Annotated in this window: 13 protein-coding genes, 1 tRNA gene, 1 pseudogene and 1 other annotated feature (1 of these 16 cut by a window edge); of the genes and pseudogenes, 8 read left to right on the top strand and 7 right to left on the bottom strand. The window is 63.5% G+C overall.

Translation table 11 applies throughout. The annotated features are described in order from the left end of the window. Nucleotides 1-31, bottom strand: a sequence feature (sul1 is cis-regulatory element that is thought to sense ions involved in sulfur or methionine metabolism; They are found in Alphaproteobacteria) (it extends 26 nt beyond the left edge of the window). Nucleotides 32-412: 381 nt separating this feature from the next. Together OMW55_RS09665 and OMW55_RS09660 are read left to right on the top strand one after the other, a co-directional pair. After that, a complete protein-coding gene (locus tag OMW55_RS09665; protein ID WP_264882739.1) occupies nt 413-2,875 on the top strand; it encodes a PAS domain-containing protein in 2,463 nt (820 codons plus the stop codon). A gap of 135 nt (nt 2,876-3,010) precedes the next feature. Continuing rightward, nucleotides 3,011-4,516, top strand: a complete 1,506-nt coding sequence (locus tag OMW55_RS09660) for an HWE histidine kinase domain-containing protein (RefSeq protein WP_264882737.1) — start codon at nt 3,011-3,013, stop codon at nt 4,514-4,516. Between the two features lie 416 nt (nt 4,517-4,932). Here OMW55_RS09660 and OMW55_RS09655 read toward each other — a convergent pair whose 3' ends face one another. From OMW55_RS09655 to OMW55_RS09640, 4 genes are all read right to left on the bottom strand, one after another. Further along, complete coding sequence (locus OMW55_RS09655; RefSeq protein WP_264882735.1) at nt 4,933-5,985, bottom strand: S41 family peptidase; 1,053 nt, start codon at nt 5,983-5,985, stop codon at nt 4,933-4,935. 200 nt (nt 5,986-6,185) lie between these two features. Continuing rightward, on the bottom strand, nt 6,186-6,422 hold the full coding sequence (locus OMW55_RS09650) for a hypothetical protein (RefSeq protein ID WP_264882733.1): 237 nt from the start codon (nt 6,420-6,422) through the stop codon (nt 6,186-6,188). Nucleotides 6,423-6,469: 47 nt separating this feature from the next. Beyond that, nucleotides 6,470-7,069: a hypothetical protein gene (locus tag OMW55_RS09645; RefSeq protein ID WP_264882731.1), complete on the bottom strand. Its 600-nt coding sequence runs from the start codon at nt 7,067-7,069 to the stop codon at nt 6,470-6,472. After that, a complete protein-coding gene (locus tag OMW55_RS09640) occupies nt 7,066-7,737 on the bottom strand; it encodes a PspA/IM30 family protein (RefSeq protein ID WP_264882729.1) in 672 nt (223 codons plus the stop codon). The genes OMW55_RS09645 and OMW55_RS09640 overlap by 4 nt, the downstream gene beginning before the upstream one ends. 145 nt (nt 7,738-7,882) lie before the next feature. Here OMW55_RS09640 and OMW55_RS09635 point away from each other — a divergent pair, with 145 nt between their 5' ends. The 5 genes from OMW55_RS09635 to OMW55_RS09615 all read left to right on the top strand — a co-directional run bounded on the left by OMW55_RS09635 (nt 7,883) and on the right by OMW55_RS09615 (nt 14,907). After that, on the top strand, nt 7,883-8,440 hold the full coding sequence (locus tag OMW55_RS09635; protein WP_264883977.1) for a LemA family protein: 558 nt from the start codon (nt 7,883-7,885) through the stop codon (nt 8,438-8,440). A gap of 26 nt (nt 8,441-8,466) precedes the next feature. Continuing rightward, nucleotides 8,467-10,395: a M48 family metalloprotease gene (locus tag OMW55_RS09630; protein WP_264882726.1), complete on the top strand. Its 1,929-nt coding sequence runs from the start codon at nt 8,467-8,469 to the stop codon at nt 10,393-10,395. Between the two features lie 210 nt (nt 10,396-10,605). Continuing rightward, a complete protein-coding gene (locus tag OMW55_RS09625; protein WP_264882724.1) occupies nt 10,606-10,863 on the top strand; it encodes a hypothetical protein in 258 nt (85 codons plus the stop codon). A gap of 396 nt (nt 10,864-11,259) precedes the next feature. Beyond that, nucleotides 11,260-12,339 carry a helix-turn-helix transcriptional regulator gene (locus OMW55_RS09620; protein ID WP_264882722.1) on the top strand — a complete coding sequence of 360 codons (1,080 nt, stop codon included), beginning with the start codon at nt 11,260-11,262 and terminating at the stop codon, nt 12,337-12,339. 459 nt (nt 12,340-12,798) lie between these two features. Then, nucleotides 12,799-14,907, top strand: coding sequence for an alkaline phosphatase D family protein (locus tag OMW55_RS09615; RefSeq protein WP_264882720.1), 2,109 nt, complete (start codon nt 12,799-12,801; stop codon nt 14,905-14,907). Nucleotides 14,908-14,966: 59 nt separating this feature from the next. Here the strand turns inward: OMW55_RS09615 and OMW55_RS13970 are convergent. Both OMW55_RS13970 and OMW55_RS09610 read right to left on the bottom strand, forming a co-directional pair. Continuing rightward, nucleotides 14,967-15,293, bottom strand: a pseudogene (locus OMW55_RS13970) (Arm DNA-binding domain-containing protein); the annotation flags it as partial. A 178-nt stretch (nt 15,294-15,471) separates the two neighbouring features. After that, a tRNA-Ser gene (locus OMW55_RS09610) sits at nt 15,472-15,564 on the bottom strand. A 273-nt stretch (nt 15,565-15,837) separates the two neighbouring features. Here OMW55_RS09610 and OMW55_RS09605 point away from each other — a divergent pair. Then, a complete protein-coding gene (locus OMW55_RS09605) occupies nt 15,838-16,599 on the top strand; it encodes a Crp/Fnr family transcriptional regulator (RefSeq protein ID WP_264882719.1) in 762 nt (253 codons plus the stop codon). Here the strand turns inward: OMW55_RS09605 and pyrC are convergent. After that, nucleotides 16,596-17,627, bottom strand: coding sequence for a dihydroorotase (gene pyrC, locus OMW55_RS09600; RefSeq protein ID WP_264882718.1), 1,032 nt, complete (start codon nt 17,625-17,627; stop codon nt 16,596-16,598). The genes OMW55_RS09605 and pyrC overlap by 4 nt on opposite strands. Between the last annotated feature and the right edge of the window lies 1 nt (nt 17,628).

Raw genomic sequence — 17,628 nt, 5'->3', positions numbered from 1 at the left:
GAAGCCACGCAGGGTGCCACCTGCGTCCGTCTCGTGCCCGTACTACGCTCCAAGGGCGCTCCCGTTCCGGGCGGGCAACAATGATGAAAGCCGTGGCTCCGAGTGCTATGCTTGCGTGAGCCTGCGGCTGCCGGCCAGTGGCGGTGCCAAGGATCCGAGTGCGACTCCGGGTGGCTGTTCGGGCCGCAATCCGCGGGACAACTTCATCCATTAGGTAACTATCGCGTCTGCTCGCGCCGTGCCCGGAAAAGCCCCGCTTCGACGCAACAGTTCTCCACCTGAAGCGAGGAATAGCATCACCGCTGAAGGCGACTGGCCCACCTGCGCTCGCACCGCGGCGTTGGGAGCTTGCGTGATTGGACCATTTCACGACTTTGGCGCAGAGCGCGAAGGTGACCGAAGTAGGAACCCTATGAGCTCAAACCATCTATTTGCTCGCGGCGTGATGGGAGCGCTGATGCGTAATCACGATTGGTCGTCTTCCTCACTCGGACCGCCCGAGCGATGGCCCGCGTCCTTGCGGGCCATCGTCGCATTGCTGCTCAATTCCCGCTTTCCGATGTTCGTCGCGTGGGGACCCGAACTCGCCTTCCTTTACAATGATCCATACGCCCAGGTACTCGGATCGAAGCATCCCGAAGCGCTGGGCAGACCGTTCCGGGACATCTGGGCCGAAATCTGGCCCGACATCTCGCCACTGATCAACGCCGCATTGGCGGGCGAGGCAAGCTTCCGCGAAGACTTGCCGCTTCTGATGAACCGCCGGGGCTACGACGAGCAGACCTGGTTTACCTTCTCCTACTCGCCCGTCTTCGACGACGATGGACAGGTTGCCGGCATGTTCTGCACCTGCACTGAAACGACTGAAGCGGTCCTCCTGCGAGGACAGCAGGAGGAAGAGCGCAAACGGCTGGCTCGCATGTTCGAGCAGGCGCCAGGGTTTATCACCATCCTGGGTGGACCCGACCACGAGTTTGAATTCGTCAACGCAACCTACAAGCGGCTATTCGGCGAGCGCGAGTATGTCGGCAACACCGTTCGGGACGTCTTTCCCGAATTGCAAGAACAGGAATTCTTCAGCCTACTCGACACGGTCTTCCGCAGTGGTCAGCGGTTTGTCGCGGAGCGAGTGCCAATCCGCATCGGGTCAGACGTCGGCGAGGCACTCCAGGAGCGCCTACTCGATTTCATCTATGAGCCGCTGACCGACGGAAGTGGGCAGGTTACCGGCATCTTCGTCGAAGGTCATGATGTCACGGCCCAGCATTCCGCCGTGGAGGCCTTGCGGGAGAGCGAGGCGCGGCTGCGCGCCCTGACTGACAACCTGCCAGGCGGCTCTGTCTACCAGATGTCGGGCAATGCTGACGGCTCCGATCGCCGCTTCACCTATCTTTCGCAAAGCCATGAGCGGATGAGCGGGCTGACCGTGGAGCAGGTGATGGGGGACCCCACGCTGCCCTACCAGATGCTCGTCGAGGAAGATCGAGAGCGGTTCCTTCTAGCGTCGGCGCAGGCCATCCAGACCTGCTCGCGTTTCGAGATCGAGGTGCGTTTTCATCATGCGAACGGCGAGGTGCGCTGGGCACATCTGCGATCCGAACCACGGCCCCAGCCCGATGGAACGGTGGTCTGGGACGGCATTCAAGTAGATATCACCGAACGGAAGCGCGCTGAGGAATCCCTGCGGGAGCTCAACAACACGCTTGAGCAGCGAGTTGCTGAGCGCACCGCCGAGCTGGAGCGGGCTCACGAGCAGCTTCGCCAGAGTCAGAAGATGGAAGCCATGGGCGCGCTCACCGGCGGCGTGGCGCACGATTTTAACAATCTGCTCAGTCCCATCATCGGCTCGCTCGATCTTCTGCAACGAAAGCAAGTCGGAGACGAACGGGAACGCCGTTTGATCGATGGCGCCCTCCAATCGGCCGAACGGGCGCGTGTTCTGGTGCAAAGACTACTCGCCTTCGCGCGGCGGCAACCGCTGCAGCCGAGACCCGTTGAAGTCGGGGATCTCGTTGAGGGCATGGTCAATCTGATTGCCAGCACCAGCGGTCCGCAGATCAAAGTCAAAGTCGAGATCAGTGAAGCTCTCCCACCAGCCATTGCTGATGCCAACCAGATCGAAATGGCGGTGCTCAACCTGTGTGTGAATGCTCGAGACGCGATGCCGGACGGAGGCGTGCTTCGTCTCTCGGTGAACGAGCATGGACCAGACCGACCGTATCCGCCCGGACTGGCGCCGGGTCGCTACATCTGCCTTTCGGTATCTGACACAGGAAACGGCATGGACGCGCCTACTCGGGAGCGAGCGATCGAGCCCTTCTTCTCTACGAAGGGTGTGGGTCAGGGCACCGGCTTGGGCCTCTCGATGGTGCACGGGCTCGCCTCGCAGCTTGGAGGTGTGCTGACGATCGAGAGTGCGCCCGGGGTGGGAACCAATGTTGAAGTATGGCTGCCAGCCACAAGCGCTGCACAGATGCAGGTCGCAACGAAACCCGAAGCGGAACCGGTGCGGTCAACCGGCGGCCGAGCGCTGCTGGTTGACGACGAGGAGCTGGTGCGGGTCAGCACGGCCCATATGTTGGCTCAACTGGGCTACACGGTCGTCGAGGCTGCGTCCGCTGCGGAAGCGCTACCTTTCTTGCGCGAAAGCGGAAGCATCGACTTGCTTGTCACCGATCATCTGATGCCCGGCATGAATGGAAGCGAGCTGGCGCGGCTGGCGCGAGCTAACGACCCCGACCTGAAGGTTCTCCTCGTGTCCGGATATGCTGAAGCAGACGGCGTGGCGCCGGACCTTGTGCGGCTGGTCAAGCCCTTCCGGGAGGAAGAGTTGGCGGCCAAGATCGCCGAAGTGGATGAGCTCAAGCCGAGCTAGGCACGGTTCATGGCCGGACGGCCAGACTTGGCCGAAAGCTGACCATGAACGAACGCACAGCATTGGAGACGTGGGTCTCTCGCAACTTGCTACGGGATCCAGCGTTTATCGAGCGGGCGGGCGTTGGTGAGCTCGATGGTAGATACCGGGTCGTCCGTTTCGCCTACTTTCAGTCCAGGCTCCATCGGCTCGGACACATCGATTTCATGGGCCGATTTGGATGAGCGTCACATCCTCCTTGCCTTAGAGCTTGGGGGCGTCGGCAGCTTTGACTGGAATTTAGTGACTGGAGAAGGAGCGGCTTCCAAGGGCTGCTATGACATCTTCGGCTACGGCCCGAACACAACTCCTACTTATTCGAATGTTCTGAGAGTTGTTCTGCCAGAGGACCTGGAAGCCTTCCGCACTGAAATCGATGCTGCGCTGCGAGACGACCGGCAGTTCAGAAGCGAGTTCCGCATCGTTCGTTCGAACGACGGTGTAGTGCGATGGGTACGGGTGGACGGGGGCATCATCGCCGACGAGCAAGGCCGAGCGGCGAGGATGGTCGGTATAGTCCGCGATGTCACCGATCGCCGCCGAGCGCAGGAGCGCGAGCACCTGTTGGCCAGGGAGGTCGATCACCGAGCCAAGAACTTGCTGACCGTGGTGCAATCTCTCGTCCAGCTTACGCGTGCCAACGACATTGATGCTTTCCGGCAAGCCGTTAACGGCCGCATTCAAGCGCTCGGACGGGCTCACAGCCTGCTGGCCTCCTCGCGCTGGGAAGGTGCGGACCTCTGCTTGCTGATCGAGGAGGAATTGGCGCCGTTTACAGGCGTCGCGCAGCAGCTCGAAGTCGAAGGTCCACCGGTGAAGCTCCGACCAGCCGCCGCTCAATCGATGGCGCTCGTGCTCCATGAACTGATCACGAACGCTGCCAAGTACGGTGCTCTGTCAAACGAGAATGGAACGGTGCATCTGCACTGGTGGCACGCTCTTGGGGAGCACGAACGCTTGAACATCCAGTGGTGCGAACAAGGAGGTCCCACGCTTCGCCCGCCCGATCACAAGGGTTTCGGCACCACCGTGATCAGCGCCAGTATCGAGCGTCAGCTAGGAGGCACCCTCCGGTACAATTGGCGGCCGGAAGGTCTCTGCTGTGACATGTCGCTTCCCGGCAAGGAGCTGGTGGAGAGAGGAAGGCAGCTTCCCGTCTTGCGAGTGCCGCAACAAGCCCATGCCGAGCCTCATCGCGACAAGTCGCTTTCTGTGCTTGTTGTCGAGGACGAACCCCTGATTGCGCTGCAGATCGCGCAGCTACTGGTTGAGGCCGGGTGCCGGGTAATCGGTCCAGCAGCCACCGTGGGCGAAGCCTTGGAACTGATGGGGGGAGCAGAAATCGACGCTGCCCTCCTCGACGTGGATCTCAACGGAGCGCGCAGTTTCCCGATCGCCGATCTGCTCGGCGAGGAAGGAAAGCCGTTCGGGTTCCTGTCCGGCTTCGGAGTTACCGAACTGCCCGCTCGCTTTCAGCACGCCGTCCTTCTCTCAAAGCCCTTGTGCGGCAAGGAATTGAGCTTGTTCGTTGCTCACGCGGCCCACGCCGAAACCGTATTCACGCCGCAGGACACCACCATACTGCAGAAACGCTTACTGTGAGCTGAGGCAGGTAGCTGTTTCAGGCAGCAAGCAAGGCCTCACGTGGTCGCAAATGAAGCGGGCCCAGTCCCCGGAAAAGCAGCCGCCCTATCCCTCCTTCCAAGCAGGTCCGGGCACTTCCTCGTGGTCGCAGGCATGTCAGTGGACGACGCCGCACACAGGAAGCCTCGGCCAAGGGAGCGACGCGGGCAGCATGGACGTTGAGGGAGCGATGGCAATCAAAGAAGTTGGCGGAGCCGGAGTCGGCATACATGCACAGCTAAGACGTTGCGCACACGGGCTTTTCTGTAGCTGACGTGTGGCCTTCCCCACGCTCGTCAGGAACGCAGGCTCGGCGTAGCAATACCTTGGCTTGTTTTACTACGAAGTCCCATGGCTACGAATGTCTGCTTCTAACCCATCCGGACATGCTTGCATCACCGAAGCGTCACTTGGGGCGACTTGCTGTCATACGTCACGCCCGCCAATTTCAGCGCCTCATCAAGTGCCCTTTCTGCCGGTACCTCTACGTTCGGCCGGACACCGGTGCCCTCCCACCCTTCGCCCGTAACGGGGTCAAAAGTCCGGCCAAACGGAACGAAGGCGGAGAAGCCGTGCGGCAATTTGAAGGGCTGACCGAAATTGCCGGCGCCGCGCGTGGTCTGGCCGATCAAGGTTGCTCGTCCGGTGCGCTTCAGGGCCATCGCCATATGTTCGCCTGCTGAGACTGTGTCGCGTGATATGAGCAGGTAAACTTTCGCTTTGCTCATTGCTCCGCCTCCGGCTGGCGGAACGACCCGGTGCTCATGCCGTACGACCCCCGCCGGTCCCGCAACGCGCAAGAAGTCCGGCGTGGAATCGAGCGCACCTGGCGTTCGTTCGGCTACTTCGGCGCGCATGTCGCCCTGCAGCAAAGTTGTGGGCTCCGCGTACAAGGCCGGGAACAGCACATCCATTTCATCCGTGCCACCGCCATAATGGCGGCGAACATCGATGATCAGCGTCTTGGCGGTCGAATGATCTGCGATGAATTGCTTGAGTTGAGCGAGCCCTGCTTCCTCTCCATTGAAGATCCGGAACTCAAGGTAGGCCACCCCGTCAGCAAGCCAATCAGAACGAGCGATAGCGTTGATCTGGTCCCGCCTTTGCCCGTTGGGTGCAGTGCCTGGTGCGCCAGCGCGGAGTCCGAGGTGGCCATCCTTGTTGATGGCCTGGAGATCGGCCGTGACCGTCCGTGCCAGCGTGTCCCGCGATGTGATTGCATCATACCCCTTGGCCTGCAGCTTAGTGCGCAAGGCGGCAGCATAGGCGCGGGCGATATCCGGCGAATAGAAAGTCGTCTCAAGCCGCTCGGCAAGCGCATTGATGACCTCCGTGCGTTGAGCCGGCGTCAGCAAAGCTTCGGTTGCTGGCTGCGCGGTTGGCGCGTGCCACGCAGATTGCGCGTTGAGCGGAGCCGTCGCGCTGGTGAGCACGAGCAGGGAGATCATTCTCTTTCTCATCGAGGCCTCGCAGCGTTGAAGTATCGTTCGCGCCTTCTGCCGCAATGAGCGCTTCTTGTGTGCGCATTATCGATGCGCGGCCGGCCAAAATTTGGCACGGTCAGGGATGTTGCGCTCGATACGTTCGATTATCTTCTTTCGAAGCTGCTTCAGCAGGACGCCCCGGAGCAGGCCATCAGCCGAAGTTCTCAGAGGCACACTTGGCTGCACCAACTGTACCGCTCCCAGTTGAGGAGGTGCACTTGCTTCATTCCGTACAGGTGCACGTGATCGCCGCCCTCGTCGACGAACGTCTGACCCGCTGTAAGCCGCTTTGGCGTGCATAGGCTTGCATCGTACAAGGTGATCTCGCCGTATCGCAGCGCATTCTTGATGAGCACGTGCTGCGGAAGTTCCAGAGCGGCGACCTGTCGGGCGGAATTCAAGAGGGAGCCCAGGCCATCATGAAGGCGGCCAGCTGACGGCCGTGACGTCAATGATGCCCTGTAATCTGCTGTTCACGGTCGGATAGTAGTTGAGCGGAGCGGCGACCGAAGGTTCGTCCAGCGCCACCTCGCGGGTGTGGCGACCCAGGCGGCGCGGCCGGGTCGGCGGAATCCTTCCCAGCAAGGTACCGGGCGAACGCGGCGTCAGCGTCGAATTGGGCGGCCGGCTCGTCGTCGACGGGGGGAACGACCCACTTGCGGCGACTGGGCATGATGAACCACCATGGTGCGTACAGGTCGACGAGATCATGCACCGTGGAGTGGACGTCTTCCTTTGAAATGCCGGAAGACCGGGCGCTTTCGCCAGGCTTTGGCGGCTTGTTCCACTTGCGCAAGGCGAAGACCCAGCAGGGCGCCATGATGGCGAGGCCGAGCAGGGTTGCGCCCCAGCTGCCGGCGGTCAGCGCGCCGAAGGTGAACATCACCAGCAGCCACAGTGCGCCGACGCGGCCGAGGCCGCGGCCGGCGGCCTGACTGGCGGTGCGTCCGGATCTATGCAGGTCGCGCCCGGCGGTGAGACCCGCTTCCGCGGCACGGCGCAGCGGGCTGGCCCGCTCCGCCGCGTCCGGCTTGCGGATCAGGCTCACGCGACCTTGTTGGCCTTGAGGGCGGCCAGACGCTGCTGAACGGACGCGTTCTTCTGCAGGCTGTCGAGCTCGCTGACCTTGTTGATAGTGTCCGCGTCGGCGCGGGTGAAGTTGACGCCGCCGGCACCACCCATGGCGCGGTCGAACGCTGCCTCGGCCCGTTCGACTTTCGCTTCGACCTGGCGCTGAACGTGGAAGCCCTTGTCCCCGCCCATGGCCGCTTCAGCCTGCGCTTCGCCAAAGGCGCGGAGCGCGTCTTCCATCTGGCTCTTGCGTGATCTCAAGGAAGCGAGGCTGTCCTCGAGCTTGGCTTCTTCCTCGCCGGTCGATTCCTGGACTTTGACGAGCTTGCCGATCTCCGCCTCGAAATCGACTTGCCGGACCAGGGCGGCCTCCGCGAGATCGTCGCGTCCTTCGTTCACCGCGAAGCGCGCCTTTTCGCCGAGTTCCGCGATCTTCGCCTCGACCATCTTCTGCTGCTTGGCGGCCTGCAGTCGACGCGCCATCGCACCCTGCTGCTGGCTGCGCACGTCATCGATCGCCCGGTCCACTTCACGAATGGCTTCGCGCATGACGCCGTCCCCGCCGCTGCGTTCCATCTGATCAACCGCGTCTTCGATCCGCCCGGACATGATCCTGCGCACCCGAAGAAAAACAGACTCGGCCATCTCGCGCCCCCTTTGGTTCTGCGGACTTTCTGTTCCCGAGCCGCTAATAAGCCGTTAAATTGCGCTTGTTTGTCAATTGGCAATGAGTTGTCGGCAGAAGGGCGCTGCTGAAACGGGGGAAAGCGACATGACGGGCTTGCTGACTGTGCTTCTGGTAGTCGTTGTCGCCATCGTGGTCGTCCCGCTGTTGATCCTCTATTCCGGTTACAACCGGATCATGGCGCTCGATGCGCGCTGTGACACTGCGTTCGCCGACATCGATGTGCAGCTGAAGCACCGCCACAGCCTGATCCCCGGGCTGGTGGAAACGGTCCGCGGCTTCGCCAAGCATGAGACGGCCGCGATCGAGAATGTCGCGCAGGCCCGCGCCGCGGCGCTGGGAGCCGCGTCTCCGCAGATGAAGCTGGAGGCCGAGCAGCAGCTTGGTCAGTCGATCAACGCCATGCTCAGCATCGCCGAAAGCTATCCCGACCTGAAGGCGTCCGGTCACTTCCGCGACCTGAGCAACCAGCTCACTGACGTGGAGAACCGCGTCAGCGCCGCTCGGCGGTTCTACAATCTGGCGGTTGAGGAATATAACACGGCCATTCGGCAATTCCCGGGCAGCCGCATCGCCAGCTATCGCCGGTTGAGCACCCGCCGCCCGTACGAACTGGGGGTTGAACGGCTGATCATGGACGAGCCGGTCGCGATCCAGTTCTGATCCGGCAAGCGGCGGGGGCAAGCTCGATGAACCTTATGCGCAGTCCGGCACGAGCCATGGCGGCGCCGATCGGACTATACGGCCACGTCAGGTCCAATCATCTTCGATCGCTGGTCCTGTTCGCCGGATTCCTCGTCGCCTTTCACCTGATGGCGGGGGCCGTGCTCACCTTGCCGCTGCTGCTGTTCGATCCGGGTCATGCGCCGGTGATCGGGGCCGGTGGGTACAGCCGCCGTTACCTCCTGCCGCTGACCGCCATTGGCGCAGTGATCTTCCTGGTGCGGTACTGGTGGCATGTCAGCGCCGTGCACCGCGACACCGGCTTTCGCTACATCGACGGCTGCGACGAGCCTCGGCTGGTGCGTTTGCTCGAACCGCTTATCCTGGCGGCGGGATTGAAGCCGCCGTTCGTCGGCGTGATCGAGAGCGACGCCATGAACGCCTTCGCGGTTGGCGTGCGCGACAGCCACATGGTGGTGGTGGTGACTCGCGGACTGCTCGACGGGCTGGACGACGAGGAACTGGAAGGCGTGCTGGCGCATGAGCTGATGCACATCCGCAATCGCGACACGCGCCTGATGGCCGCCGCCAACGCCTTCCTCGGCAACCTGGTGGCGCTGCGCGGGCAGTTGATCGACGATGACAAGCTGGAGAATGGCCGAACGGTCATCGGCTTCATGCTGTTGCCGGCGGTGCTGCCACTGATGCTGGCCCTGTGGTTCCTAGGGAACCTGGCGCACCGGATCGGATATGTGTCGCGCGCGGCCATCAGCAGCTCGCGCGAATTCATCGCGGATGCGGAGGCCGTGCGGCTGACGCACAACCCGGCGGCGCTCGCGTCCGCGCTGCGCAAGGTGCACGGCCGCGATCGCATCTCCGGACTTGCCGAGAGCCACGATGCGATGCTCATCGCCGGCACGGTCGAGGGGCCGGCCGCGACCCACCCCAGCATCGCCCAGCGGATCGCCGCGCTGGTGCAGACCACGGGACCGGCCATGGCCTATGCCCCGCTGCGGCGCGATACCCGCTCGCCCGAGCAGCGGCAGAGCGCAGGGTTTGGACGGGCGCTCGGCGAAGACCTGATGGCCGAGGTCGAGGCGGCTGAGCGTCCGGGGCTATGGGGCCTGTTTCGCCTGACCCGTGACCCGGAACGCAACATGTTCGGCCTGCGCCGGCGCGGTGCGATGATCGTGTGGGCCTCGGCCGGCGGGGCGCTGGCGCTGTGGGGCGGGCTGTTCGTCGCGACAGGCCGATCGGCCGACCCCGCCAGTTTGCTGACCATGACCGAGGGCGTCCGGGTGGCGGTCCGCTGCCAGGTTTCGGCGTACGGCGGGCTGCTGGGTGTTTCGGACCCGGCCAAAGGGTGCAGCCAAGACGAGATCGACGCCCTGGCAAGCCGTTATGCCAAGCAGGTCGGCACGTCCTACCGGTCGCCGGTCGCGGCCGAGCAGCATGAGAAGCAAGCCTGGGAGCGAACCTACCGAGCCAATCGCTGTTTCCCGTACAGCATCCATTCGTGGGATTCGCCGCGGCGGTCGCTCATCGGCGACGAGAGCAAATGGAGCCTCGACTTCATGCAACGCTATGCGGACCAGCCGATCGCGGGCTTCGAGACCCCGCTCGAACCCGGCAAGACCTCGGCCGATGCGTTGATCTCCTACATGTCGCTACGCCTGATCATGACCGACAATGCCTCTTATTACCTCGGCGCGGAGGCCCATCCGGCGGTGGTCCAAATGTTCGAGACGCCGCGCCACCAAGACATGATCGCGAAGTTCCAAGCGGCGCTCAAGGCGCCGGGCTTCCAGAGCTATTTCGAGCAGAAGGCCAGTAATCGCGACAGCCTGCGCTTGCTGGCGGAATATCCGGGCGCCGTTCCGTGCGACATGCGAATCGCACAAGGCACGTACCGCAAGGACCCGGCGCTTTGGCAACGGATTGAATCGATGAAGTGACCACACCTTTCGCTGAATATGAAGCGCACAGGCATTCGCGCCAAGGAAGCCCGATTGTTTAGGCGGTTCCGGCAAATGGGCGTGGCGCTCTGCGGCGGGAATCCCAAGCCGAACTACGCTCTACCGCCGATCGCAGGTGCTGCAGGGCTCGTTTACTCACCCTGTTCACGCCAGCGGTAAACAAGCCTATAACGCGAGTCGGAGGGCAGCATGACCTACTTCCGCCTGGAGATCTTCGACTGTGACACGCTGGTGAACACGGAGGCCGTGGATGGCATCGAGGTCCGAGAACTGGCGATCAAGCTGCTGACTGCGGATTGCCCCGCAAAGATGTGCAAATTGTTCGCTGAGGACGTTCTCGTAGCGCAAAGGGTCGAGGGAAGCTGGTCCTGCTCCGCCGAGGACCTTCAATTCCTAACCAAAGAATCGAAGAGCGCGGGTTCCATGTTGGCTGGCGCGGCAGTCTGATCTGGCGTCTTTCTGAATTTGATTCAGCGCACGCGAGATAGCGACGCCGGGGAACAAGCCGACCACTGAAAAATATCCGCATCGGGTCGGAAGCGGACATAACTACTTAGCTGAACGAGCGTCCGTTGACGGATGGCGGTGCGGGTGCTCGAAACGACCGGGATGGGCGCCAAGCGGCCAAGGAGCTTATGTCGGGAGTGAATTTGAAGCGGACATTCGCCTGCTTCATTCCCGAACGTTCGCGCATCGGCAATCGTGCGAGGCACTCCCCGGATAGCTAGACTTGCCGGGAGCAGGCGCGCGCCCGCGACACAAAGCTCTGGAATGCGAAATAAATTGCATCGCTCGCCGAGTAGAGCTTAGCTCTTCTCCTGAGTCCTCGCGATTGGGACTGCCATGGAAGAGTTGCTTCCCCTTCTCTACACCGGGATCACCAGCGAACGCGCTTGGCAAACAGCGCTGGACATCATTGCCGCTCGTTTCACGGGTGCCGCGATTTACCTTGGTACCTTCGAAACGGGCGGTGCTTGTTCCATGGAGAGCCATGGCATAGATCCGGCTTGTGCCGTGCTAATCAGCGGTCCCCTGGCCACCTTCGAAGCCAATCCGCTTCTCCGTCCGATGCTCAGCGTGCCCGACAAGCGGGCTATGCTCACCGCGCAGATGTGCGGCGATCGCGCGCTGGTTCGAAGCCGCGTTTATGAAGAAGCCCTTCGTCCGCACGGGCACCGGTACACGCTGGGTGCAGTTCTCGACCGGTCGGCCAGGCAAGTGAGTACAATCGCGTTGACTAGGCCGAAAGGGTCCGGTGACTTCGACGGTCGAGATGCCGCAACGCTCGACCGCCTCTTGCCGCACCTTGCCCGAGCTTACGCGCTCAGGCGACAGTTCGGTGCCGAAAGAACCCGCAACGAACATGCTCTCGGAAGCTTCCAACAAGCCGGGCGGGCGACGATTGTGCTCTCGAAGACAGCTAGGATTTTGCTGCTCAATGCCGCAGCTCGCCATCTTCTCGCCGAGTGCGACGGCCTCGATGAGCGATGCGGCCGTCTTGTTCTTGCTGACCGGAGAAGCAGGGAAGCCTTCCAGGGTAAGCTGGGCCAAGTCGGCACCGACGGGAGTTCCTCAGCACCGAGGTCTCTTGCCATTGCACGCCCGTCCGGGCGAGCAGCGTACGCTGCATCCCTCGCCCCGCTTGCAAGCAGTCGTGGTGGCGTTGCCGTCGTACTCACAGTGTTGGACCGGGCAGTGATGCCCACACCAACCCAGGAACGACTGCACCAGCTTTATGGCTTGACGCCAAGCGAAGCTCACTTGGCGCGGCAGCTATGCGAGCACGATCTTAAGCAGGCGGCGGATGAACTCTGCATCACGCTCAACACCGCCAAGTCGCATCTGAAGTCCATCTTCGACAAAGTAGGGGTTCATCGACAGGCCGCCCTTGTCCGTCAGCTAACCTGCGACGGGATGATCTGAAGATCACCCAAACGGGTGGTGTGCATCCACCCTAGATCGGCTTCTCTTTCGAGCAGCAGCTGGGGAGTCCGTCTTGTGGCGAGCAGTGCGCGTACCTCGGTGTCAAAATCCGCCGGCAAGGAGTCAAGCGAGTCGGTTGTGATTCGAGGGGCCAGGAAGCTCCGGCCCGCGCTGAACAGATGGCTTGCTTGTCAGAGCCGGATACCCCTCGAGCCGATCCTTGATCCGAAGCTATTCGGTTTCATCGGGCCGCTCTCCCGTGAGTGGCTGGTGATCAGGCGGGAGTGCGACGTGCTCCTGGCGGAGCGCCAGGTCATCCGGTCCATGACGCCAGCGGGTCGGCTAGTCAGCACGCTGATCATGAAGGCGATGAACCTAACGCCGTACATTCGTGATGCCCGTCGAGCGCTAGGCGCGACCAGGGCACGACGAGCTTCAGCATCATAGGAGCGAGCCGTTATGAGCAAACCGCACGCCTTGGCAGGTCTGTCCGACTTCCTTGATCGCACTGTTAATGGGCTCCACCAAGCCATTCACGCGCTCAGCGATATCTGGCGTCATGAGCAGAATGCATCCGACCTGGCGCCTAACGGCGTCGCTTCGGGCGACGTCACCGACGACAGTGCCGTCCTGTGGGCGCGCTCGCTGACACCCGGCACCTTGCGCTTTGAAGTGTCCCTCGACCCCGACTTCCACGCGGTCATCCGCCGTGCAGTCGTAGCGGTGGACGCCGGCGAGCCCGCGCATGCGCTGATCGGCCACCTACGAGACGGAGTTCGATATTATTATCGCGCGGTAGACGGCGACGGCGACACGCTCACCGGCACGTTCACGACCGCTTATTCAGATGGCTACCACGGTCTGACCTTCGGCGTCAGCGGTGACTGGCGCGGGGCCAACACGCCCTATGCGGCGATCAGCAACGCCGACGACGCCAACCTCGCCTTCTTCGTCCAGCTCGGTGACACCATCTACGCCGACCGGTCGTCTCGCGCCCTTCCGTTCGACGAAGCGCGGACCCTCGAACAGTTTCACGTGCGCTACATTGAGACGCTGACGGAGCGCGGCGGCGAGAACTTCCTCGCCGACCTGCGCGCCTCCACCTCCAGCTTTGCGATGATTGACGATCATGAAGTGATCGATGATTTCGCCGGCGGCGCGCCTGCCAGCAGCGATCCGCGCTTCGTCGCCGGTACGGCCAACTTCATCAACGAGACCGAATTCTATCGGAACGGCACCCAAGCCTTCCAAAATTACCAGCCGATCGCCCAGCGCACCTGGTCCGGCACCGGCGAGGACCGTGTCGACGGCGCGCCTGATTTCTACCGGACGCAGAATTATGGCGACGACGCCGCCATTTTCATGGTCGATGCGCGCACGTTCCGCGACGAGGAACTGGTCAATCCGGACATCACCAATCCCGCGGACGTCGGCCGCTTCCTTACTCAGAGCTTCGACCCTTCCCGCACTATGCTTGGTGAGCCTCAGCTCGAACGGCTGGAGGCCGACCTGCTCAAGGCCGAGGCGCACGGCGTGCTGTGGAAGTTCGTCATGCTGCCCGAACCGATCCAGAACCTCGGCCCGGCCGAAGCGTCCGACCGCTACGAAGGCTATGCCGCCGAGCGCACCGCCTTGCTCAAGTTCATCGACGACCACGACCTCCACAATGTCGTCTTCGTCACCGCCGACATCCACGGGACGGTGGTCAACAACCTGACTTACCAGCTCGCCCCCGGCGCCCCGCAGGTTGCACTGGACAGCTGGGAGATCGCGACCGGCTCCGTCGCCTTCGGCACCCCGTTTGGCCGGTCCGTGGTCGACCTCGCCCGCGCGGCCGGGCTGGTCAGCAACGGCCAGTTCGCCTTCTACAACAGCCTGCCCGTCGCCCCCGACCCGACCGACAGCGCCATCCCCAACGACAAGGACGACTACCTCGAAAACCTTATCAACACCGTCATCCGCCCCTTCGGCTATGACCCGCTCGGCCTCGATTACAATCTGGCGGGCACGGATGGGCTGGTTGACGCTACCCTGCTCCAGGGCGACTATGTCGCCGCCCACACCTACGGCTGGACCCAGTTCGCGATCGACCCGGTCACGCACGAACTGACCGTCACCACCTACGGCGTCCCCAGCTATCGCGAGAGCGATCCAGGCTTCGACCCCAATGTCGTTGCCGACCTGCAGCCGGTGATCGTCAGCCAGTTCCGGGTCAGCCCCGACCAGGTCATCACGGGCCGAAGCGCGCCGGACCAGCTCACCGGCGGCAACGGCGACGACCTGATCGATGGCGGCAAGGGCAACGACGTGCTGACCGGCGCGGCCGGCAGCGAGCGTTTCGTATTCACGCCGGACGGCGGTCGTGACCTCGTCACCGACTTCCATGCCAGCGAGGGCGACCGGCTGCTGCTGAGCGGCTTTGGCCCGGCGGTGGACACCGCCGACGAAGCGATGGCCTACGCCCGCCAGGTCGGCGCGGACGTGCTGTTTGAGTTCGCCAGCCATGCGGAGATCAGGCTCGCTGGCGCGTCGCTCGCGGACGTCCGGGACGCGCTGCTGTTCGCCTGAAGCCTGTTCAGGGCCTCGCGGGCGTTTCTACGCTTGGCCGCAGGGTGGACCACCGAGCTTCATGTCAGCTGGAAAGCCGGGAGCTGCCCCGCGAGTTCGAACCACGCTCGGTCGGCGCGGTCTGGATAGTGCCGCGTAGCTGACCTGCCGAAAGGAGATGTCCTCAACGTCGGCACGACCGGCCGCAAGCTCCACTCGGCCTCAAGCGGGTCAATGCCGGAACGAAGGGGCTTGCGGTATTCACGTGCCTTCTCGCGTGCCTGGGCGAGCGTAACGTCAGTCAGCGAGCCCAATCCATAGTGCGTCGCTAGCCCCGATTGCAGGCGAACGATCCAGTTCCGGGAGCCGGTAGGCCGCACGTCCAGCAGCAAGCCGTTCGCATCATGGAAGCGGCCAGGGTCCTTGAGAGCTTGCTGACCTGCATCGGATCCAGCGCCATAAGGAAGCTCCTACCCCACATTCTACCCCACACTTTCTCGTGGTCGCAGACGTATGCCAATGGACGCTGCCGGACGGACGATGCCCTAGCGATTGGACAATGGAGTGCGGTGGCAATCAGAACGCTGGCGGAGACGGAGGGATTCGAACCCTCGGTACGGGAATCCCCCGTACGGCGGTTTAGCAAACCGCTGGTTTCAGCCACTCACCCACGTCTCCGGATGCTCGGGCCGGTGCGGCTTAGCGGAGGGCGCGCAGCGGTTCAACCGCCCGTGTGACCGTCGTGCGCATGACGGGATCAGTTCAGCTTCGCAGGTCGGTCCCCCGACACTGCGACTATGTCGTGTTGCCGACAGTACGTACAGGCTAAGTCCTTATAATCTAAGCTATTGCGAAGGGTCGGAACGTTGACGTAATACTCCGCGCGGGAGGGGCGTTTTCGCATGCGGCTCCCTTGCCTGATGGACGCGAAGGGTGTGCATGGACTTGCCGGTGAACAGCTTGCCAACCCTTCCGCTGGACGCCGCCTTCGCCGGTAACCGGCTGCTCGCCAGCTTGTCGGCGGCCGAGCGCGAGTTGCTCGCCGAGCACATGACCGTGATTTCGTTGGAGCCGGGTGAGCGCGTGCTGACGGCGGGCGGGCTGGTCGATCGCTCGCTATTCCCTTTCGACGGCCTGATGGTCTCGATGATCACGGAATTGTCCGGCGGCCGCTCGGTCGAGGTTGCGTCCATCGGCAAGGAAGGCGCGGTCGGCGGCATGGTCAGTTCGGGCGTCGCCCCGGCCTTCACCAACGCCGTGGTCCAGATCGGCGGCCGCGCCGCTTCCATCCCGATGGCAGTGCTGCAGTCGGCGAAGCAGGCCAGCCCCCACTTGCAGGAGCTGTTCTGCCGCTACGGCGACGCGCTGCTCGCCCAGGTCATGCAATCGGTCGCCTGCAACAGCTTCCACCCGATCGAGGCACGGGCCGCTCGCTGGCTGCTCCACGCCCAGGACCGGGTCGGCGGCGACCGTTTGGCGCTGACGCAGGAGAGTCTGGCCAGCCTGCTCGGGGTGCAGCGCACCACGGTGAATGCCGTGGCCCGAGTGCTCGGGGAGCAGGGCCTGATCGCCAACCGTCGCGGCGCCATCCAGGTGGTCGACCGGGATGGCCTCGAGGCTGCGGCTTGCGAATGCTACGCCCGCGTCGAGGGGCACTTCGGCGCCATCCTCGGCCCCGACGGCCGCGGCCGGACGACCCCCTCGACCGATTAGGCCAGCCGCCACCCCAGCGTCTCGCCGGCATGGAACGGCACCAGCGTTGAACCGGCAGCCGGCAGCTGCTCCGGCACCGTCACCGCCGCCCGTTCAAGCCTGATCGTGCCCTCGTTGAGTGGCAGGCCATAGAAGAGCGCGCCATTCGAGGACACGAACGCCTCGAACCTCTCCAGCGCGCCTTCCTCTTCGAACACCGACAGATAGCTTTCCAGCGCATGTGGCGCATTGAAGATGCCCGCGCAGCCGCAGCCGGACTCCTTGGCCGCGCGCAGGTGCGGCGCGCTGTCCGTGCCGAGGAAGAACTTGGGACTGCCTGACACGGCGGCCGCGCGTACGGCGAGCCGGTGCCGCTCCCGTTTCAGCACGGGCAGGCAGTAGGCGTGCGGACGCAGCCCCCCGGCGAAGATCGCGTTGCGGCTGAGGTGGAGGTGCTGTGGCGTGATCGTCGCCGCCAGCCGCTTCGGTCCGCCGGCGACGAACTGCGCCGCGTCGGCCGTAGTGATATGCTCGAACACGACCTTGAGCGCGGGAAAGTCCCGCAGGACGCCAGTCAGCACCCGGTCGATGAACACGGCCTCGCGGTCAAAGATGTCGATGGCCGGATCGGTCACCTCGCCATGCACCAGCAGCGGCATGCCGATGCGCTGCATGCGCTCCAGCGCCGGCGCGATGTTGCGGATGTCAGTGACCCCGGACGCGCTGTTGGTGGTGGCGCCCGCCGGATAGAGCTTGGCCGCGACCCACACGCCTTCGGCATGGCCGCGCTCCAGCTCGCCCGGGCTCGCTTCGTCTGTCAGGTAGCAGGTCATCAGCGGCTCGAAGCCAGGACCCGCCGCTGCCCTGATGCGCTCGCGATAGGCCGATGCCGCCGCGACGGTGGTCACCGGCGGCACCAGGTTGGGCATGATGATCGCCCGCGCGAACTGCCGCGCGCTGTACGGCGCCACCGCCGCCAGCATGTCGCCGTCGCGCAGGTGAAGGTGCCAATCGTCGGGCCGGCGGATGGTAAGGCTTTGCGTTTCCACA

Origin of the sequence: Sphingomonas arvum (genome assembly GCF_026013565.1) — a bacterium.
Lineage (GTDB): Bacteria > Pseudomonadota > Alphaproteobacteria > Sphingomonadales > Sphingomonadaceae > Sphingomicrobium > Sphingomicrobium arvum.
The sequence above is the reverse complement of the archived record's forward strand: the minus strand, read 5'-3'. Positions and strand labels throughout refer to the sequence as shown.